Here is a 23,425-nt window from a genome sequence, read left to right as displayed (position 1 = left end):
CCGTGCCCCGCCCGCCGCTCACAGGCTCAGCTCCGGGTGCAGCCGCTCCACCGTCCACACCTGCGCGCGCCGCGCCCGCCACGCCGTCAGCGCGAGCGCCCCGAGCGTGAAGGCGCCGAGTACCGCGCAGCCCTCCCACACCGGGCCGAGCCCGCCGCCCGTCACGAGCCGCCGCAGCGCCTCGACGACGTAACTCATCGGCAGGAACGGGTGGAGCGCGTGGAAGAAGGCCGGACTCGTCTCGACCGGGTACGTACCGCCCGCCGAGGTGAGCTGGAGCATGAGCAGCGCGAGCACGAGGATGCGGCCCGCCGCGCCGAACTGCGCATTCAGCCACTGCACGAGCGCGGCGAAGCACGCCGTGACGAGGAAGAGGAAGGCGATCGTCGCCACCGGCCGCTCCAGGTCGAGCCCGATGCCCCAGTGCAGGACGGCCATGAGCGCCCCGGCCTGCGCGAAGCCGAGCGCGACGACGGGCAGCCAGGAGGCGAGCGCGGCGCGCGGCGCCGTGGTGCCCGTCGCGAGGGCGCGGCGGTTGAGCGGCGCGATGAGCATGTAGGCGACCATCGCGCCGACCCACAGCGCGAGCGGGATGAAGTACGGGGCGAAGCCCGTCCCGTAGTTGGGCGCCTTGTGCAGGTCGCGCGAGGCGAGCCTGACCGGGTCCGCCATCGCGTCGGCGTGCGCGGCGCGGTCGTCGTCGCCGTAGTCGGGGATCTTGCCCGCGCCCTCGTGCAGCCCGGACGCGAGCGTCCCCGAACCGTCCGAGAGCCTGTGCAGCCCGGCGGAGAGTCCGCCGGCGCCGCCGTGCAGCGCGCCGAGCCCGTCATCGAGCGTCGTCGCGCCCGTACGGGCCGTGCCGATGCCGGTACGGAGCCGGTCCGCGCCGTCGGCGACGCGTCGCGCGCCCTTGTCGAGCGCCTTGATCCTCGCGACCGCCGTGCCGAGGTCGTCGGAGAGGTGCGGGGCCTCCTTCTGGAGCGCGCGGGCCCGGGTTTCGAGGGTGGCCAGGTCCTGGTCGAGCCCCTGGACGCCGCCGCGCTCGCCGATCAGGGTGTCGAGGTCGCCGGAGAGCGTGGCGACCTGGGCGGCGGCGTCCTTCGCCTGGGCGAGGGCGGGGCAGGCGGCGGCGGGCGCGGCGGGGGAGCCGGAGGGCGTGGCGGCGGGGGACGGGGCGCCGGAGGGCGCGGCGCCCGGGGCCGGGCTCCCCGCCCGGTCGGCGCCGCACTGCTCCGCGTACACCTTGTCGAGCGTGGCCGAGGCGGTGCGTGCCCGGCGCGCCGCTTCGGGCGCGGTCCTCACGAGGTCGCCGAGATGCGCCCGCACCGTGCCGGCGCCGTCAGCGACGAGCCCGGCGGCGTCCCCCAGGGACTTCTGGTTCTCGCGCAGGAAGGGGCCGAGCGTGTCCGCCGCCTTGTTCACCTTCCCCGCCAGCTCGCGCGTCCCTTCCGCGACCGTGCCCGCGCCGTCCGCGAGGTCGGCGGCGCCCGCGTCGAGCGTCCCGAGCCCGTGGACGAGCGCGTCCCCGCCGTCGCGCGCGTCAGCGAGCCCCGACACGAGCTTCCGCGCACCGCTTCCGGCCTCGTCGCTGCCGTCCTTGAGCTGGTCCGCGCCGCCCGCTGCCTTCAGGGTCCGGTCGTGCAGGTCGGAGAACGACACGAAGACGCGGTCGAGGTAGGCGCGCGTCGCGCGCGTCGAAGCGGCGGCCCTGACCTCGGAGAACACGGTGCGCGAGATCTGCCCGACGATGTAGTTGTTGGCGTCGTTGGTCCGCACGTCGAGCGTGCCGGTCCCCGTCGTGTCACCCGCGTTCGACGCGATGCGGGAGCTGAGGTCGGCGGGGAGCGTGAGCGAGAGGTAGTACGTGCCGTCCTCGACGCCCTCGCGGGCGTGGCGCGCGTCGGTCTCCTGCCAGTCGAAGGTGTCGCTGTCGCGCAGCCCGCGCACGATCTGCCGCCCCGCGTCCACCTCCTGGCCCTTCGCCTTCGCGCCCGTGTCCTCGTTGACGAGCGCGACGGGGATCTTGTCGAGCCGCCCGTACGGGTCCCAGAACGACCACAGGTAGAGGGCTCCGTAGAGCAGCGGGAGCAGCAGGAGCGCCACGAGCGCGGCGCGCGGCAGCCGCCCGCGCCCGAACCGCCGCAGCTCAAGCGCCGCGAGTCGCGGGGACCGCACGGTCGTTCACCTCGTCCCCTGTCGCGTCGGTACGTATCACCTGGGCGTAAGCGGGCGCTTCGCCGCACACCGCGAGCACCGTGGGGCCGCTCGCCGCGAGCCCGCGCAACAGCCCCCAGGCTTCCGCGCGTTCGTCGTCGGAGAGCTTGAGATCGAGGTCGTCCACGGCGAGCAGCCGGGGCCGCCCGAAGAGCGCGAGCGCGACGGCGAGCCGCAGCGCGTCGACCCGCTCCAGGTCCCGCACGGCGGTGCGGGGCCCCTTCGGCAGCGCGCCGGGATCGAGCCCGGCGGCCGCGAGCGCCGCCCGCGCCCGCGCGCGGCGCGCGGCCCGCTGCCGCGGCAGCGGCGCGAACCCCCGGTCGAGCAGGGCGCGTTCCCGCAGGTGCTCGGCGACGGTGAGCGCCGGGTCCAGCTCGCTGACGCCGGGTACGTGGGCGAGCGCGGCGAGCCGCCGTACGGCCCCGAGCCGCCCGGGAAGCCGCAGGCCCGCCACCCGCGCGGAGCCCTCGTGGGTGCGCATCCGGCCGCAGAGGGCGAGCAGGAGACACGTGCGCCCACTGCCCGATGCCCCCGTGACGGCGAGCAGCGCGCCCGGCTCCGCGCGGAAGGCGATCTCGCGGAAGACCCAGCCGCGCGGGCCCTTGAGCCCGAGCCCCCGGACGTCGATGGCGGCACCTGAGGGGGTGCGGTCCGTGTCGTGGCTGCGCACGGAATGCCTCTTCTCGTTCGGCTCGACCGGTGTTTTTAGTCTGACCGGTCAGTTCAAAAACCTGTCCCCAGTATGCACGGCGGGCACGGGACGTCGTGCCCCCCTGTCCGGGCCGGGCGCTCGGCGGGGCGTGGGCCGAGCGGCGCCGGGGTCCCCCGTTCGGGGTGAATGTCCAGCTCAGGGGCGATTGTCAGTGCGGGAGGCGAGGATGGGGGCACACGCGGTCACGGTGCAGGGGAGCGGGAGCGCGCTCCAGGACGGAGGAGGTACGTCATGGCCCACACGCCCAGCGGTGACGCCGCAACCCCTCGACCGGAAAACGGTGCCCGCGCGGAGAGAAGCGCCGGGCGCGAGCGGCCCGAGCAGCTGCGGCTCCCCGTGCCCGTCCCCGTGGCCGCCGCCCCCGCACCCCCCGCCGCTCCCCGCACACCCCGCCGCGCCGCCCGTCAGCTCGCCCTCCCGGTCACGCCCGCTCCCACCCAGCCCCTGCGCCCGGGCCCGCGCGGCCCGGCGGCGAGGGGCACGCGGGCCGGTGAGCGGGACACGGCGGCGGCCACCAGGGCCGGTGAGCGGGACGTGGCGGCGACGAGGACCGGTGAGCGGGAGGCGGCGGCCTCGATCGGCGGGCGGGACGCGGCGGCGGCCAGGGCAGGGGAGGCGCGGGCGGGGAAGGTGCGGGCGGGACTGGCCGCTCCCGGGCGGAAGCGGCCCGGTGCGGCAGGGGCGCGGGCAGGTGCCCCCGCCGCGGCCGTGCCGCCCGGGGAGCCCCGTGCGCGTACCGATGTCACCTTCGGCGAGGAGCCCGTCGGCGGCGAGGCGTCCGCGCCCGGGACGCGGGCCGTCCCGTCAGGGCGGCCCGCTGCCGACGGGCCCGCTGCCGACCGGCCCGGCGTCGCGCAGCCCCCGCACGAACCCCCTGCCGCGCCGCCGCCCGCCGTCGTCCCCCGGCAGCCCGCGCCGGGCGGTGCGGCCGTGCCCGGCGAGGACGTGCACCCCGTGCTGCGGAAGGCGGGGGCGCCGCCCGCCGCGCGGGACCTGCTCGACCGGGCGCGGGAGGAACTGGCGGCGGCGCGCGCGCAGAGCGGCGCCGAGCGGTACGCGGCCGCGCACCGGGCCGCCCTGCGCGCCGCCTCGGCTGCGCTCGCCGTGCACGGACCACCCCCCGGCGCGCGGCCGCGCGGCCGCCGCGGCATCCGCAGCGCCTGGGAGACCCTCGCGGACGCCGTCCCCGGCCTCGCCCCCTGGACCCTCCTCTTCACCGCGAGCGCCGCCCACCGCGCCCGCGCCGAGGCGGGCCTCCACGACCCCGCCACCACGACCCGTGCCGAGGAACTCCTCCGGGCGGCCGAGGACTTCACCGGGGAGGTCGCCACCCTCCTCGACCTCCCCCGAGCGGGCGAGGACGCGGCGGACGGAGACCCCGCAAGGCCCACCCGCGCACCGGGCTCACCACGCAATAGGCTGAGCCCACCACTTCGCCCCAGCACTCCGCAGGAGACCCGTGTCTGATCCGATGCGCCCCCGCGCCGCCCTCCGCACCGCCGTCGTCTGGGACGTCCTGAAGGACGCCGTCGACGGCGCGGGGCAGACCCTGGACGTGCTCGACACCGGCGGGGGCACAGGGAACTTCGCCGTGCCCGTCGCCCGGCTCGGGCACCGGGTCACCGTCGTGGACCCGAGTCCCAACGCGCTCTTCGCGCTCGAACGCCGCGCCGCCGAAGCCGGGGTCGCCGCGCTCGTGCACGGGGTGCAGGGCGACGTGCACGGGCTCTTCGACGTCGTCAAGCGCGAGAGCTTCGACGTCGTGCTGTGCCACGGCGTCCTCGAATACCTCGACCAGCCCGCCGCCGGGCTCGGCAACGTGGTCGCCGCGCTGCGCCCCGGCGGCACCCTCAGCCTCCTCGCCGCCGGGCTCGGCGGCGCCGTACTCGCGCGCGCGCTCGCCGGGCACTTCGCCGAGGCACGCGAAGCACTCGACGACCCGCACGGACGCTGGGGCGCCGCCGATCCCGTACCGCACCGCTTCACCGCGGAACAGCTCACCGCGCTCGTCACGGACGCGGGCGTCGAGGCCGGAGCCGTGCACGGCGTACGCGTCTTCTCCGACCTCGTGCCCGGCGTCCTCGTCGACACCGAGCCCGGCGCGCTCGACGCCCTCCTGCGCCTCGAAGCCGCCGCCGCGGCCCGTCCCGAGTTCCATGCGGTGGCCACCCAGTTGCACGTGCTCGGCCGCAAGAGCGCGGCCCGGGGCTGAACCGGCGGGCACTCGGTTTTCCTCGACCCGCCGTCCTCGGCACGGGCGCCGTATGATCGGAGGAGGCCGCCCGGCATGGCGTCGGGGTTCGCGGGAATGCTGGTGTCAACCGGTGTACCGGCGGACCCCCGGTGTCCGGCCGGTCGCGTCCGGTGAATTGGCGCAGAGGGGCGGGTTTCACGGGGGCGATTCCCTGCCTATCCTGAAGGAGACCCCCGGTCGCCCCGGCGACTGCACGATGAGGAGGACTCCCGTGCCGCTCTCAGAGCACGAGCAGCGAATGCTCGAGCAGATGGAGCGAGCGCTGTACGCCGAAGATCCCAAATTCGCGACAGCGCTTGAGGGAAGCAAGCTGCGCACGTACACCCGTCGCCGGGTGTACCTGTCGGTCGTGGGCTTCCTCGTCGGCATCGCGCTCCTTGTCGGCGGCGTCGGCCAGGGCGGGGTGAGCAGCGTCGTCTTCGGCGTCATCGGCTTCCTCGTGATGCTCGTCTGCGCGGTACTCGCGATCACCGGCTGGCGCAAAGCTCCCAAGCCGGGCGAGCAGCAGGCCCCGGCGCCCGGCGGCGAGGCGGCGGCCCCCCGCGGCCGCACCGCCCGCCAGAAGCGCGGAATGATGGACCGCATCGAGCAGCGCTGGCAACGGCGCCGCGACGAATCCGGCCAGTAGCGAACAGCCGCCGGGCGCGCTTCTCCCGGCCGCGCGCCGCGCGCACTCTTCCTTACGCGCAAGGGGCGGACCTCCACCGAGAGGTCCGCCCCTTCCCCGTACCCGCGCCCGCGCGGGCGACTCGTCCCCGTACCCGCGCCCGTGCGGGCGACTCGTCCCCGTACCCGCACCCGCGCGGGCGACTCACCCCGCCTCGCGCGTCCTCCGTACCCGTATCCATCCGGCGACCCGCCCCCGCACCACGGCGCCCCGCGCCGAGAGCGTGCGGCCCAGGCGGCCCGCCGACGAGCGGGGCGTGAAGAGGGCGCGGAGCCGGTCGGCGCGGCCCGAGCCCGCGCGCAGCCCGGCGAGGACGTGACGGACGTCGGCGGCGACCGGCGGGGGAGCCGCCGCGGGCGCGTAGCGGACGTGCTCCAGCGCGTCGACGAGCCGGCCCAGTGCCGCCGCGGCCTCCTCGTCCAGGTGACCCGCCCGGGTGAGGCGCGCCGCCGCCGCGCGCGGGCTCAGCGCCTCGTCCGGTGGGATGCCGAGATCCCAGGCCGTGTCGAGCACCTCCGCCCACGCCGCCCGCACCCGCGCCCCGAGCGCGGTGGCGTCGCGACCGGGCCCGCCGCCGAGCCGCCGCGCGCGCAGCCTGCGCCGCCACAGCACCGGCAGGAGCGGCACCGCGACGACCACGAGCACGAGGAGGCCCACGCCGAGCAGGGTGCCGGTGGGCGGCCCGTCGTCGCCGTGCGCCACGACGGCCTGCGGGCTCGGCGAACCGCAGTCGCCCAGGCGCCGGTCGGCCGCCGCGCAGGAGGCGTCCGTCGACGCGGAGGCCGAGGGCGCCGCCGACTCGCTCGCCTCCGGCTGCTCGGGGGCGCTGCTCGTCGTGCCCCCGTCGGGCGTCTCGGGCTGCGTGTACTCCGGGGTCGTGCCACGGCTCGGGGTCGGCTCGAAACGCGTCCAGCCCACGCCCTGGAAGTACAGCTCGGGCCAGGCGTGCGCGTCCCGCAGTCCCACCGACATCGTCCCCTCGTCCCCGCTCTGCGTGCCGGGCGTGAACCCGATCGCGACCCGCGCCGGGATGCCGAGCGTCCGCGCCATCGCCGCCATCGAGAAGGAGAAGTGGACGCAGAAGCCCTCCTTCTGCTTCAGGAACCTGGCGATCGCCTGCGGACCGCTGCCCGCGCCGACCCGCGTGTTGTACGTGAAACCGCCGTCGTACGCGAACCAGTCCTGGAGCCGCACCGCGCGCTCGTAGTCGTTCGCGGCGCCCTTCGTGATCGTGCGCGCGGTCGCCTCGACGACGTCGGGGAGGTTGCCCGGCACGTCGGTGTAGGCGCGGCGGATGTCCTCGGGCGCCGGCCGCGCGTTCGCGAGCTGGCGGGCCGTGGGACGCACGTCGAGGCTCTCGACGCGGTACGAGGCGTTCCGTGTCGTCTGGCCGCGCTCCCCGACGAGGGTGCGGCCCTCCGGCTCGTACCGCCAGCGCCCGTTGATGTCGACGGAACTGGCCGGGTAGGGGAGCGGCAGCCAGTCCTGCCCGTAGTCGCTCGCGACCTGCACGGACGTCGTGACGGTGCCCGTGGCGACATCGGGGGACAGCCCAATGGGCTGGGGGAGCTGCGAGGGGATCTCGGTGATGCGGCGCTCGGACGGCGACCACGAGGTGCCGTCGAACTTGTCGAGCGAGACGATCCGCAGGTACAGGTCGGAGATGTTCGCCGCGTCGGTCCGGTAGCGCAGGACCTCGCGGTCGTCGGGCTGATTGAGGGCGTCCTGGAGCGAGACGAGCGGATTGACCGCCGAGATCGTGCCGCCCCCGCCGCCCTTGCCGCCCCCGCCCCCGCCGTTGAGCAGCCCGCCGTCGAGCGCGGGCAGCGCGAGCGGCACGACGAGCGCGACGCCGAGCGCGACGACACCGATCCTGCGCCCGTTGCGCACCGGGGACAGCCGGGGCGGCTTCCCGTGCCCGTCGGCCGCGCGCACCCCGAAGACCCGCCCCCAGCGGGCGACCCGGTCGCGGCTCTCGGCGAGCAGCAGGAGCAGGTAGCCGCCCGCGGCGAGGAGGAAGAGGAACCAGCCCGAGCCGTCCTGGGCGAGCCCGGTGGCCACCGAGTAGAGCGCGAGCAGCGGCAGCCCGGCGGCCGAGGCCGCGCGGAACGTCACCGCGAGCGCGTCGACGAGCAGGCCCACCAGCAGGACCCCGCCGATCAGCAGGAACGTGATGCCGTCGGTGAGCGGCGCGGGGATCGTGTACCCGCGCACGTCGTGCTGCCCGGCCTCGAAGAGCTGCCCGAAGTGCCGCATCGCCTCGGGCCCGGGGACGAAACCGGCCACCGCCTGGGAACGGGCGAAGACCAGGGTCAGCACGAGCAGCGCCACGAGGACCTGGATCGCGACGACGAGCGGGCGCGGCAACTGCGCCTGCCGCGCGAGCGCCCCCGCCCCGGCCACGAGGGCGAGGAGCAGGAGACACAGCGCGAACCACGTCCCGCTCTCCACGAGTGGCAGCAGCGCGGCGGCCGAGAGCGCCGTCGCCGCCGTCGCCGCGAGAGTGACCCGACCCCGCCCGCTCATGACTCCCGCTCCCTCTCGTCCGACCGCTCCGACCGCCCTGGCCGCTCCGGCGGCGCTGGCCGCACGCCCCGCTCCGGCCGCTCGTCCCGCCCGGTCTGTTCCGTCCGCGCGACACGCTCGACCCGCTCGTACGGGGACGGCCCGCGCGGCCCCGGCGGAACGGGCGGCGGGACGTACGCGCTCGGGACGCCGCCCCGCCCGTAAGCACCGCTCCCGCCGTAAGCGCCGCTCCCGCCGTACGCACCGCTCTCGCCGTAAGCACCGCCTCCGCCGTACGCACCGCCTTCGCCGCCCGCGCCCGCGCCCGCCCCGCCCGGCGCGTGACCCGCGTGGAGTGCTCCCGCCTGCCGCCACAGCTCGGCGAGCGCGGCGCCGCGCGGGACGCGCAGTACCGTCCAGCCCGCCTCGCGCAGGGCCCGCGCGCTCCGCCCGGGACCGGGCTCCGCCTGCCCCGGTTCTGCGGGCAGGCCCCACTCCGGGCCGTCGAGGAGGAAGGCGACCGCGCTCGCGCCCCGCCCGGGCGCCCGGGCGAGCAGCGCGGTCTGCTCCGCGTCGAGCGCGCCGACGAAGGCGATGAGCAGACCCTCCGTACCGCCGTGCAGGACGTCGTGCGCCGCCGCGAGACCCGTGCCGGCCGAGTGGTCGATGACCGCGAGGACGTCGAGGAGCGCGCCCGCGGCCTCGGCGGCCTCGTGCCGCGCGGTCGCGAAGCCGTCGCTGCCGGGGAGGGCGTCGAGCGCGCCCTCGTCGGTGACGAGGCGTACGTCCATCTCGCGCTCCAGGAGGTGCGTGAGGACCGATGCGGTTCCCGAGACCGCCCACTCGAAGGCACTGTCAGGACCGCCGCCGGCATAGGCGGTACGCCGTGTGTCGAGCAGCACCGTGCAGCGGGACCTGCGCGGCTGCTCCTCGCGCCGCACCATGAGTTCCCCGTACCGCGCCGTCGAGCGCCAGTGCACCCGGCGCAGGTCGTCGCCGTGCCGGTAGCCGCGCGGGATGACGTCGTCCTCGCCCGTGAACGAGAGCGCGCGCTGCCGCCCGCCGCCCGCACCGGGCGCCTGCCCGCCGAGCCCTGCCGCGGGGAGCGGGACCACGGCCGGGAGCACGGTGAGGGTGTCACGCGCGCTGAAGGAGCGGCTCAGCTCGCACATCCCGAAGGGGTCGCTGAGCCGCAGTTGCAGGGGACCGAGCGGGAAGCGGCCGCGCATGTCGGAGCGCACCCGGTACGAGACCTCGCGGCGCCCGGCCGCCTCGACACGGTCGAGGACGAAGCGCGGGCGCGGGCCGAGCTGGTAGGGCACCCGGTCCTGGAGCATGAGGAGCCCGGTGGTGAGCCGCGAGACGTTCTCGACGCGCAGGTGCACGCGGGCCTCCTCGCCCGCCTGCACGCGCAGCGGGCTGAGCCTGCGGCTGCCCGTGACGCGGTGGCGGGTACGGAAGAGCACGGCGGCGGCGACGAGCGGGAGCACCGCGAGCAGCACCCCGACCCGCAGCAGCTCGCCCTGCCCGAGCACGTACGCGCAGATCCCGGCGGCGATCCCGGCGGCGAGGAAGGACCGGCCGCGCGTGGTCAGCCCGGCGAAAGCGGTCCGCAGCGGCCCGCGCGGCACGCCCTCCTCGTGGTCATCGGCGACCGGCGCGGGCGCGGGAAGCCCGCCAGGGGCCACCGGGCTCGCGCGGCGCTGCGCGGGCAGGGGCGCACCAGGCCCGCGGACCGGCGCCGAGCCCCGTGCCGTCTCGCCGTCCGAAGCCCGTACCGCCGCGCCCCGCCCGGCGCCCCCGCCCTTCACCGGCCGCCGCCCCCCGGGCGGCCCACGCGGGCCCCGCTGTCGGGGATCGGCACCTGCTGGAGCAGTTCGACGACGATCGCCTCGGCGCTGCGCCGCCCGAGCTGGGCCTGCGTCGTCGGGAGCAGGCGGTGCGCGAGGACGGGCACGGCGAGGGCCTGCACGTCGTCGGGGAGCACGAAGTCGCGCCCGGCGAGCGCGGCCGACGCGCGCGCGGCCCGTACGAGATGGAGCGTGGCGCGCGGTGAGGCGCCGAGCCGCAGATCGGGGTGGACGCGGGTCGCCTGCGTGAGCGCGACCGCGTACCGCTCGATGTCCTGCGCGATGTGCACGCCGCGCACCGCCTCGACGAGCTTGGCGATCTCGTCGACGTGCGCCACGGGGAGGAGCGCGTCGAGCGGCGAGGCCGCGCCGTGCGAGCCGAGCATCTTCAGCTCCGCGTCGGCCGAGGGATAGCCCATCGACACGCGCGCCATGAAGCGGTCGCGCTGCGCCTCGGGGAGCGGGTAGGTGCCCTCCATCTCGACCGGGTTCTGCGTCGCGACGACCATGAAGGGACGCGGCAGCGGGAAGGTCTCGCCGTCGAGCGTGACCTGGCCCTCCTCCATCGCCTCCAGGAGCGCCGACTGCGTCTTCGGCGAGGCGCGGTTGATCTCGTCGCCGATCACGATCTGCGCGAAGACGGCGCCGGGCTTGAACTCGAAGGTGCCCGAGCCCTGGTCGTAGACCGAGACCCCGGTGATGTCCGAGGGCAGCAGGTCGGGCGTGAACTGGATACGGCGCACGGAGGCGTCCACGGAACGCCCGAGCGCCCGCGCGAGCATCGTCTTGCCCACGCCCGGCACGTCCTCGATGAGCAGGTGCCCCTCGGCGAGCAGCACGGTCAGGGCGAGCCGGACGACGTCCGGTTTGCCCTCGATGACCGTCTCGACGGCGCCCCGTACCCGGCCCGCCGTCTCGCTCAGGTCTCTCAGGTCGCCCCGCGCTTCGGCGCGCTCGTCAAAGGTCGTCACCCGGCCCTCCTCGGCCCACGGCCCCGAGCGGGGCCACCCCGTCCACCGGGCTGCGCCCGGCTCCTCGCGAGCCGGCACCCGTCCTGTCCTGACCCCGCGCGAACGATGCCGCGCGGGCTCTCCACGCATTCTTGTTGCCGTTGTCGGCTGGTGTCACTCGCCCGCGGACAACAGCTCGCGGCTTGTCGGGGCTTGTGGCATTTGTCCACCGGATTCGGCTGATACCCGGCCACGGCACGGTCGGGATTCGGCGGTACGGGTCCACCGCCGCGCGGCCGTCCGCGCGGCGGCGGCCCGGGCGGCCGGGGCGAGGCCCGCGGGCCCGGCCGGCACTCAGGCCGCCGGGTCGACCTCGTGCAGCAGCCCCGTGTGCACGTCGAAGACGAAGCCGCGCACGTCGTTCGCCTCGATCAGGAACGGCGAGGTCCGCACGCGCTGCATCGACTGCCGCACGTCCTGCTCGGCGTTCGTGAACGCCTCGACCGCCCACGAGGGACGCTGGCCCACCTCGCGCTCCAGCTCCTGGCGGAAGTCCTCGGTCAAGGATTCGAGGCCGCAGTTGGTGTGGTGGATGAGGACGATGCTGCGGGTGCCCAGGGCGCGCTGGCTGATGGTCAGGGACCGGATCACGTCGTCGGTGACGACGCCGCCCGCGTTGCGGATCGTGTGGCAGTCGCCGAGGTCCAGGCCGAGCGCGGCGTGCAGGTCCAGACGCGCGTCCATGCAGGCGACGATGGCGACCTTCTGCACGGGCCTGGCGTCCATGCCGGGGTCGGTGAAGGTCTTCGCGTACGCCTCGTTCGCCGCGACGAGGCGGTCGGTGACCGTGGTACCGGGGGTGATGGGGGCGGAAGTCATGCTCCAGACGGTACCCAACCCCGCCGCCCCGCCCGTCCCGCGATGATCCGCGCGCACCCGGTCCACGTATCCGGACACACCCGGATCATGGCCCCCGGAGCCCGGTTTCACGGGCTTCGCGACGCGCAGGGTCGTTGATTGACCGGGCGACAGGGTGGACTAAAGTGACGCGAAGCGGGACCCCGGACACCCCGCTGGAGACTGTCGCGGTCCCGTGTACCCCGCGGCCCGCGTCCCCGGGGCCGCTTCTCCACGGTGTGCGGCGGATACGTACGGCCCGGCCCCCTCCCGTTCCGGCCGGCCGGTGCCGCGAGGCCCCGGCGGGTCACTCCCCTTCCGAGCGGGAGGGGACCAGGCCGCGCGTCCGCGCCCGCTCCGTGGGAGCGCCGGGTGCGTGGGGCCGCCGGGGTCGTGGGAGCGCGGGGGAGCAGGGCGCGGGATCAGGGCGCGAGGCGCTTTTCGACGAGGGTGACGGGCAGGACATTGCACACGGACCAGACGCCCGAGGGCACAGCACCCGAGGGTACGGCGCAGGAGTCGTCAGGACCTGCCGCGGGGACGGCCGAGGGACGCCACGTCCCCGTCATGCTGCGTCGCTGCCTCGATCTCCTCGGCCCGGCGCTCGCCGAGCCCGGCGCGGTCGTCGTCGACTGCACCCTCGGCCTCGGCGGCCACAGCGAGGCCCTCCTCAGCACCTTCCCCGCGGCCCGGCTCGTCGCCCTCGACCGCGACAAGGAGGCGCTGCGCCTCGCCGGCGAGCGCCTCGCTCCCTTCGGCGAGCGCGCGATCCTGGCCCACGCCGTCTACGACGAGCTGCCCGACGTCCTCGACAGGATCGGCATCCCGCGCGTCCAGGGCGTCCTCTTCGACCTCGGCGTCTCCTCGATGCAACTCGACGAGGCCGAGCGCGGCTTCGCGTACGCGCAGGACGCCCCGCTCGACATGCGCATGGACCAGACCGCGGGCGTGAGCGCCGCCGAGGTGCTCAACACCTACCCGCCCGGCGAACTCGTCCGCATCCTCCGTACGTACGGCGAGGAGAAGCAGGCCCGCCGGATCGTCTCCGCCGTCGTGCGCGAGCGCGAGAAGGAGCCCTTCGCCCGCAGCGCGCGCCTCGTCGAGCTGATCCGCGAGGCGCTGCCGCAGGCCGCCAAGCGCACCGGGGGGAACCCGGCCAAGCGCACCTTCCAGGCCCTGCGCATCGAGGTCAACGGCGAACTGTCCGTCCTGGAACGGGCGATCCCCGCCGCGGTGAACTCGCTCGCGGTCGGCGGCCGCATCGCCGTACTCGCCTACCACTCGCTGGAGGACAGGCTCGTCAAGCAGGTCCTCTCCGCCGGGGCGACGAGCACGGCGCCACCCGGACTCCCGGTCGTCCCCGAGCGCTACCAGCCCCGCCTCAAGCTCCTCACGCGCGGCGCCGAACTGCCCACCGAGGAAGAGGTCGCGGAGAACCGCAGGGCGGCCCCCGCCCGCCTGCGCGGAGCCGAACGCATCCGCGAGGGGGCCGTGTGAGCGGGCACGGGGCACCCCGTACCGGAACCGCCCCGGCCCGCGGCGGCGGAACCGGCGTCCGCTCCCACGCGTGTCGTCCCCCGGAGGAGTCGTGAACGGTGTCCTGCGCGGCCGCGCCGCCGCACTCGCCCGGCTGCTGCCCGAGCGCGGCACGAACCGGGCGGCGCGCACGCCCTTCGTGCTGCTCGTGGTCGCGCTCCTCGCCGGGGGGCTCATCACGCTCCTCGTGCTCAACTCCTCGCTCAACGAGGGCTCGTTCCAGGTGAGCCGGCTCAAGAAGCAGTCCACGGACCTCACCGACGAGCAGCAGGAACTCCAGCGGGACGTCGACGCCTACGCGGCGCCCGACGCGCTCGCCCGGCGCGCCGCCGAGCTGGGCATGGTGCCCGGCGGCGACCCGGCGTTCCTCGCGCCGGACGGGACGGTACGGGGCAGGGCGTCGGCGGCACCACGCGTCGCGCTCGTCCGCCCGAGCCCCAGCCCGAGCCCGAGCCCCAGCCCCAGCCCGAGCCCGAGCCCCAGCCGGGCCCAGCCACCGGCACCCGGGACCAGCCCCACGCCGACGCCGGCCCCGACCCCGAGCCCCGGCGCCACCAGCGCCTCGCCCGGCCCGGACACCGGTCCCGCCCCCAGCACCTCGCCCGGCCTCGGCACCGATCCCACCCCGTACGCGAGCCCGGACCCCACCCCCGGAAGGTGACGCCGTGACCGACAGGGAACCGCCCCGCCGTCGCGTGCCGGGCCCCGCCAGGCCCGTCGAGCGCCCCCGTGCGGGGGCCAGGCCGGGGGCCCGCCCGGGCCCGGGGGCCAGACCGCGCCGCAGCCCGTCGGGGCCGGGGCCCAGGCTCCAGGGGCCGCGCACGATCCGGCTCGGCTCGCCGCGCCCCAGGCTCCGGCTCGTCGGGGTCACGCTCACGCTGGTCATGGCGGTCTTCGTCGTACGGCTGCTCCAGATCCAGGCCGTCGACGCCGACTCCTTCACGACCGCCGCGCAGAAGAACCGCGTCGTCGTCCACGAGATCGCCCCCGAGCGCGGCGCCGTGACCGACAGGAACGGCGTCGAGCTGGCCACGAGCGTCGACGCCTACGACATCACCGCCGACCCCTCGATGTTTAGCCGCGAGCAGACCCACGTGAAGGACGCGCCCGAACAGGCCGCGGCCCTCCTCGCCCCGATCCTCGGCAAGGACGAGGACAAGGTGGCGGCCCAGCTGCGCGGCACCGGCCGCTTCGCGCTCCTCGCGACCCGGCAGACCCCGCAGGTCTGGACGCAGATCAAGGACCTCAAGAGCGCCTTCCAGGCCAAGGCCACGAAGGACAGGCCCAGCATCCTCGCCGGGGTCTTCCAGGAGCCGACGAGCAAACGCGTCTACCCCAACGGGGACCTCGCCGCCGGGATACTGGGCTGGGTCAACTCCGAGGGCAAGGGCGCGGGCGGCCTGGAGGCGCAGTACGAGGAATCGCTCGCCGGCACCCCGGGCGAGGTGCGCTACGCACAGGCAGGGGGCCGCCAGGTCCCCACGGCGGGCGGCAGCGAGCACCCCGCCGTACCCGGTACGAACGTGCAGCTCACCCTGGACCGCGACATCCAGTGGGCCGCGCAGCAGGCCATCACCGAGCAGGTCGGGAAGTCCAAGGCCGACCGCGGGTACGTCATCGTGCAGGACACCCGCACCGGCGAGATCCTCGCGCTCGCCAACGCGCCCGGCTTCGACCCGAACGACCTGAGCCACGCCAAGGCGGACGCGCTCGGCAACCCGGCACTCCAGGACGCCTACGAACCCGGCTCCACCAGCAAGATCATGTCGATGGCCGCCGTCCTGGAGGAGAACAAGGCGACCCCGGGCACCCACGTCACCGTGCCGGGCGAACTGCGCCGCGGCGACCGCATCTTCCACGACGACGTGGCCCACGGCACCTGGCACCTCACCCTCAACGGGGTGCTCGCCAAGTCCTCCAACATCGGCACGATCCTCGCCACCGGCCAGCTCGGCAAGACGCAGCGGCAGGCGAACGAGGTCCTCCACTCGTACCTGCGCAAATTCGGCATCGGCAGCCCCACCGGGCTCGGCTTCCCCGGTGAGACCTCCGGCATCCTCGCGCCGCCCGACAAGTGGAACACCTCGCAGCAGTACACGATCCCCTTCGGCCAGGGCCTGTCGATCAACGCGATGCAGGCCGCCTCCGTCTACTCCACGATCGCCAACGGCGGCGTCCGCGTCGCACCGACCCTCGTCAAGGCCACCAAGGGCCCCGACGGCCGCTGGACCCCCGGCGACCCGGCGAAGAGGACCCGCGTCGTGAGCGACAGGACCGCCAAGACGCTCGCCGCCATGCTGGAGTCCGTCGTCGACGACAAGGAGGGCACCGGCACCTCGGCGCGCATCCCCGGCTACCGCGTCGCGGGCAAGACGGGGACGGCCAACCGGGTGGACCCGAAGACCGGGCTCTACCGCGGCTACACCGCCTCCTTCGCCGGGTTCGCGCCCGCCGACAAGCCCCGCGTGACCGTCTACTGCGCCATCCAGAACCCGACGAAGGGCGACTACTTCGGCGGCCAGATCTGCGGGCCCATCTACAAGAGCGTCATGGAGTTCGCCCTGAAGACCCTCCAGGTCCCGCCCACGGGTGCCCAGCCCGCACGGCTCCCGACCACCTTCCAGCCCTGACCGGCCGGGCCCGTACCCCGCGCACCCCCCGGAGACCCACCAGGAACCGCCCGTGACAACGATCACCCCCGATCCGTGGAACCGCCGCCGCCCTTCGGGGACCGACGGCGCGCCAGCCCCCGCACAGAGCCCCTCATTTCGCGGCGAGCCCATCCCGCCCGGTACGCTCACCGCCGTGCCACGCCCCGATCAGCCCCACACCCCCCGGGAGAACGGTCCCGTGACGTACCCCGGCCCTCCGCGCCCCGCCAAGACCGCGGCCACCCCGCTCGACCGCCTCGCGGAAGAACTGGGGGTCGAGCCGCGCGGCGGCGGCGACGGCCCCGCCCCCGCCGATGTCACCGGCATCACCCACGACTCCCGCGCCGTGCGTCCCGGTGACATCTACGCGGCCCTGCCGGGCGCCCGCTTCCACGGCGCCGACTTCGCCGCGCAGGCCGCCTCGCTCGGCGCCGTCGCCGCGCTCACCGATCCCGCGGGTGCCGAGCGCGTCCTCGCCGCCGGGCTCCCCGTCCTCGTCGTCGGAGACCCGCGCGGCCGGATGGGCGCCCTCGCGGCGCGCATCTACGGCAACCCGGGCGACGACCTCCTCCAGATCGGCATCACGGGGACCTCGGGCAAGACCACCACCGCGTACCTCATGGAGGGCGGCCTGCGCGCCGCCGGGCACTCGACCGGCCTCATCGGCACCGTCGAGACCCGCATCGGCGACGAGCGCCTCAAGTCCGAGCGCACCACCCCCGAGGCCACCGACCTCCAGGCGCTCTTCGCCGTCATGCGCGAACGCGGCGTCGACGCCGTCGCGATGGAGGTCTCCAGCCACGCCCTCGTGCTCGGCCGTGTCGACGGCGTCGTCCACGACGTCGCCGTCTTCAACAACCTGAGCCCGGAGCACATGGAGTTCCACTCCGGCATGGAGGACTACTTCCAGGCCAAGGCCCAGCTCTTCACCCGGGCGCGCAGCCGCCGCGGCGTCGTCAACTACGACGACGAGTACGGGCGCAGGCTCGTCACCGAGGCCGAGGTACCGATCGTCACGTTCTCCGCCGAGGGCCACCCCGACGCCGACTGGCGCGCCGAGGACGTCGAGATCGGCCCCACCGCTTCGACCTTCACCGTCGTGGGGCCCGACGGCTCCCGCTACCCGGCCCGCGCCCCGCTCCCCGGCGCCTTCAACGTCGCCAACACCCTCGCCGCCGTCACGGCACTCGCCGAGGCGGGGACCGACCCCCGGACCGCCGCCGAGGGCATCGGCGCCGTCCCCGGCGTCCCCGGGCGCCTGGAGCGCGTCGACGAGGGACAGCCGTACCTCGCCGTCGTCGACTACGCGCACAAGACCGACGCCGTCGAATCGGTGCTCCGCTCGCTGCGCCGTGTCACCGAGGGCCGCGTGCACGTCGTGCTCGGCTGCGGCGGCGACCGCGACACCACCAAACGCGGACCGATGGGCGCCGCCGCCGCGCGCCTCGCCGACACCGCCGTACTCACCTCCGACAACCCGCGCTCCGAGGACCCGCTCGCGATCCTCGCCGCGATGCTCGCGGGCGCCGCCGAGGTGCCCGTGCACGAGCGCGGGGACGTCCTCGTGGACGCCGACCGCGCGGCGGCCATCGCCGCCGCCGTCGCCCGCGCCGAGCCCGGGGACACCGTGCTCATCGCGGGCAAGGGTCACGAACAGGGCCAGGACGTCAACGGCGTCGTCCGCCCCTTCGACGACCGCGAGGTCCTCAAGGAAGCCATCCGCAAAGCCGCGGCCGCCCCGGCCGCGCAGCAGAAAAGCGTGGGATGAACCTGTGATCGCCCTCTCTCTCGCCGAGATCGCTGACATCGTCGGCGGGCGGACCCACGACATACCGGACCCGGAGCTTCGCGTCACCGGTCCCGTCGTCACCGACTCCCGGGCCGTCGAGGACGGCGGACTCTTCGTCGCCTTCGCCGGTGAACGCGTCGACGGGCACGACTACGCGGCAGGAGCCGTCGACGCGGGCGCGGTCGCCGTCCTCGCGACCCGGCCGCTCGGCGTGCCCGCGATCGTCGTGGACGACGTCACCGCGGCACTCGGCGCCCTCGCCCGTACCGTCGTGGAACGCCTCGGCACCGCCGTGATCGCCATGACGGGCTCGGCGGGCAAGACGTCCACCAAGGACCTCGTCGCGCAGCTCCTGAGCCGCCGCGGGCCCACCGTGTGGCCACCGGGCAACCTCAACAACGAGATCGGGCTCCCGCTGACCGCGCTGCGCGTCACCGAGGACACCCGCCACCTCGTCCTGGAGATGGGTGCCCGCGGCATCGGCCACATCCGCTACCTCACGAGCCTCACCCCGCCGTCGATCGGCATCGTCCTCAACGTCGGCTCCGCCCACATCGGCGAGTTCGGCGGCAAGGAGAAGATCGCCGAGGCCAAGGGCGAGATGGTCGAGGCCCTGCCCGAGTCCGGACTCGCCGTCCTCAACGCGGACGATCCGCTCGTACGCGGCATGGCACCCCGTACCCGGGCACGGGTCCTCCTCTTCGGCGAAGCGGACGATGCGGAAGTGCGGGCAGAGAACGTCACGCTTACGGACACCGGGCGCCCCAGGTTCCTCCTGCGCACACCCACCGGGTGCGGCGAAGTGACCTTGCGCCTGTACGGTGAGCACCACGTGTCGAACGCGCTCGCCGCCGCAGCCGTCGCCCATGAGCTGGGCATGCCCGCCGAAGAGATCGCCCTTGGTCTCAGCGAGGCACGCTCCCTCTCCCGCTGGCGGATGGAGGTCACCGAGCGCCCGGACGGCGTGACGATCGTCAACGACGCCTACAACGCGAGCCCCGATTCCGTACGAGCCGCACTGCGCGCGCTCGTCGCGATGGGCTCGGCGGCCCGAGACAAGGGCGGCCGGACCTGGGCGGTGCTCGGGACGATGGCGGAACTCGGGGACGAATCGCTCGCCGCCCACGACGCCGTCGGACGGCTGGCCGTCCGGCTCAACGTGAGCAAGCTCGTCGCGGTCGGGGGCCAGGAGGCGGCCTGGCTGCGGATGGGCGCATACAACGAGGGTTCGTGGGGTGAGGAGTCGGTGCACGTGTCCGACACACAGGCGGCGATCGACCTGCTACGCGGGGAACTGCGACCGGGGGATGTCGTCCTGGTGAAGGCGTCCCGGGCGGCGGGCCTGGAGAAAGTCGCCCAGGCCCTCCTGGAAGGCGCCGGTGAGGGCGAGGCCGCCGCGCGATGAAGCAAATCCTCTTCGCGGGAGCGATCGGTCTCTTCCTGACCCTCATCGGCACCCCGTTGCTCATCAAGCTGCTCGCCCGCAAGGGCTACGGCCAGTTCATCCGTGACGACGGGCCGCGCGAGCACCACAGCAAGCGCGGTACGCCGACGATGGGTGGCATCGCCTTCATCCTCGCCACGCTCATCGCCTACTTCCTCACCAAGCTCATCACCGGCAGCCCGACCAGCTTCTCCGGGCTCCTGGTGCTGTTCCTGATGACGGGCATGGGCCTGGTCGGCTTCCTCGACGACTACATCAAGATCGTCAAACAGCGTTCGCTCGGCCTGCGCGCCAAGGCGAAGATGGCCGGACAGCTCATCGTCGGCATCGCCTTCGCCGTGCTCGCCCTGCAATTCGCCGACCAGCGCGGCAACACCCCGGCGTCCACGAAGCTCTCCTTCGTCACCGACTTCGGCTGGACCATCGGCCCGGTGCTCTTCGTGGTCTGGGCGCTCTTCATGATCCTGGCCATGTCCAACGGCGTGAACCTGACGGACGGTCTGGACGGCCTCGCCACCGGCGCGTCCGTCATGGTCTTCGGCGCCTACACCTTCATCGGCATCTGGCAGTTCCAGGAGTCCTGCGCCAACGCGGCCACGCTCACCAACCCGGCAGCCTGCTTCGAGGTACGCGACCCGCTCGACCTCGCCGTCGTCGCCTCCGCCCTCATGGGCGCCTGCTTCGGCTTCCTGTGGTGGAACACCTCGCCCGCCAAGATCTTCATGGGCGACACCGGCTCGCTCGCCCTCGGCGGCGCCCTCGCGGGCCTCGCCATCTGCTCGCGCACCGAACTGCTCATCGCCCTCCTGGGCGGCCTGTTCGTGCTCATCACGCTCTCGGTCGTCATCCAGGTCGGCTCCTTCAAGCTGACCCGCAGGCGCGTCTTCCGCATGGCACCCCTCCAGCACCACTTCGAGCTGAAGGGCTGGTCCGAAGTCCTTGTCGTGGTCCGCTTCTGGATCATCCAGGGCATGTGCGTCATCGTCGGCCTCGGCCTCTTCTACGCCGGATGGGCGGCCGACAAGTGACCGCACAGGACTTCGCGGGCAAGCGCGTCACCGTCGCCGGGCTCGGCGTCTCGGGGATGCCGGCCGCCCGCGTCCTCCACGAGCGCGGGGCCCTCGTCACCGCCGTCACCGACGCCGACGACGAGCGCTCCCGCGCCCAGGCGGAGGAACTGCGCGCGCTCGGCGTCACCGTCCGCCTCGGCGACGGGGCGACCCTCCCCGAGGGCACCTCACTCGTCGTCACCGCGCCCGGCTGGCAGCCGGACAAGCCGCTCTTCGCGGCGGCGGCGGCGGCCGGGGTGCCCGTGTGGGGCGACGTCGAACTCGCCTGGCGCCTGCGCGGCCCCCACGCCGCGCCCTGGCTCGCCGTCACGGGCACCAACGGCAAGACGACGACGGTACGGATGCTCGCCGCGATCCTCGAAGCGGCGGGCCACCGCACCGCGGCCGTCGGCAACATCGGCGTCTCCCTCCTCGACGCGGTCCTCGCGAAGGAGCCGTACGACGTCCTCGCCGTCGAGCTGTCGAGCTACCAGCTGCACTGGGCGCCCTCGGTACGGCCGCACTCCGCCGTCGTGCTCAACCTCGCGCCCGACCACCTCGACTGGCACGGCTCGATGGCCGCGTACGCCACCGACAAGGGCCGCGTCTACGAGGGCAACACCGTCGCCTGCGTCTACAACACCGCCGACGCGGCCACCGAGGAACTCGTGCGCGCCGCCGACGTGGAGGAGGGCTGCCGGGCCATCGGCTTCACGCTCGGCACCCCCCGCCCCTCCGAAGTCGGCGTCGTCGAAGGGCTCCTCGTCGACCGGGCCTTCGTGCCCGACCGCGGGAAGCAGGCGCAGGAGCTGGCCGAGGTCGCCGACGTGCACCCGCCGGCCCCGCACAACATCGCCAACGCCCTCGCCGCCGCGGCCCTCGCCCGCGCCTTCGGCGTCCCCGCCACGGCGGTGCGCGAGGGCCTGCGCGCCTTCCGGCCCGACCCGCACCGCATCGAGCACGTCGCCACGATCGAGGGCGTCACCTACGTCGACGACTCCAAGGCGACCAACACGCACGCCGCCGAGGCCTCCCTCGCCGCCTACGAACCGATCGTCTGGATCGCCGGGGGACTCGCGAAGGGCGCGTCCTTCGACGAACTGGTGCAAGGCGCCGCGAAACGCCTGCGGGCCGTCGTCCTCCTGGGCCGCGACCGCGCGCTGATCCGCGAAGCCCTCGCGCGACACGCGCCGAACGTACCCGTGGTCGACCTCGACCGGGCCGACACTGGGGCGATGTCCGAAGCGGTGCGCGAGGCGGCCGGGCTCGCCGAGAGCGGCGACACGGTCCTGCTCGCCCCGGCGTGCGCCTCGATGGACATGTTCACCAACTACAACGTGCGCGGCGACCTCTTCGCCGAGGCGGTCCGCGCACGCGCCACCGCTGCCGAAGGCGACTGAACCGGACCGGCCCGCCGCCGGGCCGGTCCGCGCCAGGACGACTGGAGGGGACAGCGACGATGGCCGCTGAGCGTACGGCCGATGGCGGGCGGTACAGCTCCGCCCGCGTGCACCGCAGCCGCAGCCCCAGGGCCCCCCGCACGGGCCTCCCGCTGCGCGGCAGGACCTTCGCGGGGCGGACCCGCGGCCCGGGGGGCGGAGCGGGGGGCGGCGGCGCGTCCCGTACCCCCCGCTCCCCCGGGGGCCCGCGCGGCAATCCGCTGCGCGGGCTCCCCGACCGCCTCATGCGGGCCTGGGACCGGCCGCTCACCGCGTACTACGTGATCCTCGGCGCGAGCCTGCTGATCATCGTGCTCGGCCTCGTGATGGTCTACTCGGCCTCCGTCATCACGGCCCTCAACTACGGGCTCGCCGGTTCCTTCTTCTTCCGCAAGCAACTCGGCGCCGCCCTCCTCGGCGGCCTGCTCCTCGTCGCCGCCGCGCGGATGCCCGTCAAGCTGCACAGGGCACTCTCGTACCCGCTGCTCGTCGCCGCGGTCGTCACGATGGCAGCGGTGCCGCTCATCGGCGTCTCCGTCAACGGCAACAGGAACTGGATCAACCTCGGCTTCTTCCAGATCCAGCCCTCCGAGTTCGGCAAGCTCGCGCTCGTCCTGTGGGGCGCCGACCTGCTCGCCCGCAAGAGCGAGAAGCGGCTGCTCAACCAGTGGAAGCACATGCTGGTGCCGCTCGTGCCCGTCACCTTCCTGCTGCTCGGGCTCATCATGCTCGGCTCCGACATGGGCACGGCGATGATCCTCACCGCGATCCTCTTCGGGCTCCTGTGGCTCGCGGGCGCGCCCACCCGGATGTTCGCCGGCGTGCTCGGCTTCGTCGGGCTGCTCGGGGTGATCCTCGTCAAGACGAGCGACAACCGCCTCGCCCGCTTCGCCTGCCTCGGCTCCACCGACGCCCACGCCTTCAACGACAAGTGCCAGCAAGGCGTGCACGGCCTCTACGCGCTCGCGTCGGGCGGCTTCTTCGGCTCCGGGCTCGGCGCGAGTGTGGAGAAATGGGGAGAACTCCCCGAAGCCCACACGGACTTCATCTTCGCCGTGCTCGGCGAGGAACTGGGCCTCGCGGGGACGCTGTCGGTGATCGCCCTCTTCACGGCTCTAGGCTATGCGGGTATCCGCGTGGCCGGACGCACGGAGGACCCCTTCGTGAGGTACGCCGCGGGAGCGGTCATCACCTGGATCACGGCGCAGGCCGTGATCAACCTCGGTGCGGTGCTCGGTCTGCTGCCGATCGCCGGGGTGCCGCTGCCGCTGTTCTCCTACGGGGGTTCCTCGCTGCTGCCGACCATGTTCGCCATCGGGCTCCTCATCGCCTTCGCACGCGACGAGCCCGCTGCGCGAGCGGCCCTCGCCCTGCGGGGGCCCGGCTTCGGCCGCAAGCGGTTCGCGGTGAGATGGAACACGATGAGACGGCGCGCCCCCGGGGCGCGTCCGTCCGGAGAGCGGTGAAT

17 protein-coding genes are annotated in these 23,425 nt (G+C 74.7%); 11 read left to right on the top strand and 6 right to left on the bottom strand.

What is annotated here, in order from left to right; translation table 11 throughout:
• Positions 1–18: 18 nt before the first annotated feature.
• Positions 19–2,175 carry a YhgE/Pip family protein gene (locus ACQYWQ_RS06475; RefSeq protein WP_431032938.1) on the bottom strand — a complete coding sequence of 719 codons (2,157 nt, stop codon included), beginning with the start codon at positions 2,173–2,175 and terminating at the stop codon, positions 19–21.
• A complete protein-coding gene (locus ACQYWQ_RS06470) occupies positions 2,147–2,884 on the bottom strand; it encodes an ATP-binding cassette domain-containing protein (protein ID WP_431032936.1) in 738 nt (245 codons plus the stop codon). The genes ACQYWQ_RS06475 and ACQYWQ_RS06470 overlap by 29 nt, the downstream gene beginning before the upstream one ends.
• A gap of 273 nt (positions 2,885–3,157) precedes the next feature.
• Between ACQYWQ_RS06470 and ACQYWQ_RS06465 the strand changes: the two genes are divergently transcribed.
• The 3 genes from ACQYWQ_RS06465 (at position 3,158) to ACQYWQ_RS06455 (ending at position 5,808) form a co-directional block, all read left to right on the top strand.
• Positions 3,158–4,393 carry an SAV_6107 family HEPN domain-containing protein gene (locus ACQYWQ_RS06465; RefSeq protein WP_431032935.1) on the top strand — a complete coding sequence of 412 codons (1,236 nt, stop codon included), beginning with the start codon at positions 3,158–3,160 and terminating at the stop codon, positions 4,391–4,393.
• The gene (locus tag ACQYWQ_RS06460; RefSeq protein ID WP_431032934.1) at positions 4,386–5,138 is read left to right on the top strand and encodes a methyltransferase; all 753 of its coding nucleotides are present in this window, start codon (positions 4,386–4,388) and stop codon (positions 5,136–5,138) included. The genes ACQYWQ_RS06465 and ACQYWQ_RS06460 overlap by 8 nt, the downstream gene beginning before the upstream one ends.
• Before the next feature lie 253 nt (positions 5,139–5,391).
• Positions 5,392–5,808, top strand: a complete 417-nt coding sequence (locus tag ACQYWQ_RS06455; protein ID WP_431032933.1) for a DUF3040 domain-containing protein — start codon at positions 5,392–5,394, stop codon at positions 5,806–5,808.
• A 183-nt stretch (positions 5,809–5,991) separates the two neighbouring features.
• Here the strand turns inward: ACQYWQ_RS06455 and ACQYWQ_RS06450 are convergent, their stop codons facing one another.
• From ACQYWQ_RS06450 to ACQYWQ_RS06435, 4 genes are all read right to left on the bottom strand, one after another.
• The gene (locus tag ACQYWQ_RS06450) at positions 5,992–8,373 is read right to left on the bottom strand and encodes a transglutaminaseTgpA domain-containing protein (protein ID WP_431032932.1); all 2,382 of its coding nucleotides are present in this window, start codon (positions 8,371–8,373) and stop codon (positions 5,992–5,994) included.
• On the bottom strand, positions 8,370–10,163 hold the full coding sequence (locus tag ACQYWQ_RS06445) for a DUF58 domain-containing protein (protein WP_431032930.1): 1,794 nt from the start codon (positions 10,161–10,163) through the stop codon (positions 8,370–8,372). The genes ACQYWQ_RS06450 and ACQYWQ_RS06445 overlap by 4 nt, the downstream gene beginning before the upstream one ends.
• Positions 10,160–11,173 carry an AAA family ATPase gene (locus tag ACQYWQ_RS06440; protein ID WP_431032929.1) on the bottom strand — a complete coding sequence of 338 codons (1,014 nt, stop codon included), beginning with the start codon at positions 11,171–11,173 and terminating at the stop codon, positions 10,160–10,162. The genes ACQYWQ_RS06445 and ACQYWQ_RS06440 overlap by 4 nt, the downstream gene beginning before the upstream one ends.
• 333 nt (positions 11,174–11,506) lie before the next feature.
• Positions 11,507–12,031 carry a beta-class carbonic anhydrase gene (locus ACQYWQ_RS06435; RefSeq protein WP_431032928.1) on the bottom strand — a complete coding sequence of 175 codons (525 nt, stop codon included), beginning with the start codon at positions 12,029–12,031 and terminating at the stop codon, positions 11,507–11,509.
• Positions 12,032–12,514: 483 nt separating this feature from the next.
• On the opposite strand from ACQYWQ_RS06435, the gene rsmH reads away from it, so the two are divergent.
• The 8 genes from rsmH to ftsW all read left to right on the top strand — a co-directional run bounded on the left by rsmH (position 12,515) and on the right by ftsW (position 23,423).
• On the top strand, positions 12,515–13,546 hold the full coding sequence (gene rsmH, locus ACQYWQ_RS06430; protein ID WP_431032926.1) for a 16S rRNA (cytosine(1402)-N(4))-methyltransferase RsmH: 1,032 nt from the start codon (positions 12,515–12,517) through the stop codon (positions 13,544–13,546).
• A 91-nt stretch (positions 13,547–13,637) separates the two neighbouring features.
• On the top strand, positions 13,638–14,246 hold the full coding sequence (locus tag ACQYWQ_RS06425) for a septum formation initiator family protein (protein WP_431032925.1): 609 nt from the start codon (positions 13,638–13,640) through the stop codon (positions 14,244–14,246).
• 4 nt (positions 14,247–14,250) lie between these two features.
• Complete coding sequence (locus ACQYWQ_RS06420) at positions 14,251–16,215, top strand: penicillin-binding transpeptidase domain-containing protein (protein ID WP_431032924.1); 1,965 nt, start codon at positions 14,251–14,253, stop codon at positions 16,213–16,215.
• Between the two features lie 52 nt (positions 16,216–16,267).
• Complete coding sequence (locus ACQYWQ_RS06415; RefSeq protein ID WP_431032923.1) at positions 16,268–18,004, top strand: UDP-N-acetylmuramoyl-L-alanyl-D-glutamate--2,6-diaminopimelate ligase; 1,737 nt, start codon at positions 16,268–16,270, stop codon at positions 18,002–18,004.
• 4 nt (positions 18,005–18,008) lie between these two features.
• Entirely contained in the window at positions 18,009–19,430 is a 1,422-nt protein-coding gene (locus ACQYWQ_RS06410; RefSeq protein ID WP_431032922.1) for a UDP-N-acetylmuramoyl-tripeptide--D-alanyl-D-alanine ligase, read from the top strand.
• The gene (gene mraY, locus ACQYWQ_RS06405) at positions 19,427–20,497 is read left to right on the top strand and encodes a phospho-N-acetylmuramoyl-pentapeptide-transferase (RefSeq protein ID WP_431032921.1); all 1,071 of its coding nucleotides are present in this window, start codon (positions 19,427–19,429) and stop codon (positions 20,495–20,497) included. Before ACQYWQ_RS06410 ends, mraY begins: the two co-directional genes overlap by 4 nt.
• The gene (gene murD / locus ACQYWQ_RS06400) at positions 20,494–21,918 is read left to right on the top strand and encodes a UDP-N-acetylmuramoyl-L-alanine--D-glutamate ligase (RefSeq protein ID WP_431032920.1); all 1,425 of its coding nucleotides are present in this window, start codon (positions 20,494–20,496) and stop codon (positions 21,916–21,918) included. Before mraY ends, murD begins: the two co-directional genes overlap by 4 nt.
• Positions 21,919–21,977: 59 nt before the next feature.
• Positions 21,978–23,423, top strand: a complete 1,446-nt coding sequence (gene ftsW, locus ACQYWQ_RS06395) for a putative lipid II flippase FtsW (protein WP_431032919.1) — start codon at positions 21,978–21,980, stop codon at positions 23,421–23,423.
• The last annotated feature ends 2 nt before the right edge of the window (positions 23,424–23,425 follow it).

It is taken from the genome of Streptomyces sp. P6-2-1 (assembly GCF_050613165.1).
Taxonomy (GTDB): domain Bacteria; phylum Actinomycetota; class Actinomycetes; order Streptomycetales; family Streptomycetaceae; genus Streptomyces.
This window is presented reverse-complemented; position numbering and strand designations above follow the sequence as displayed.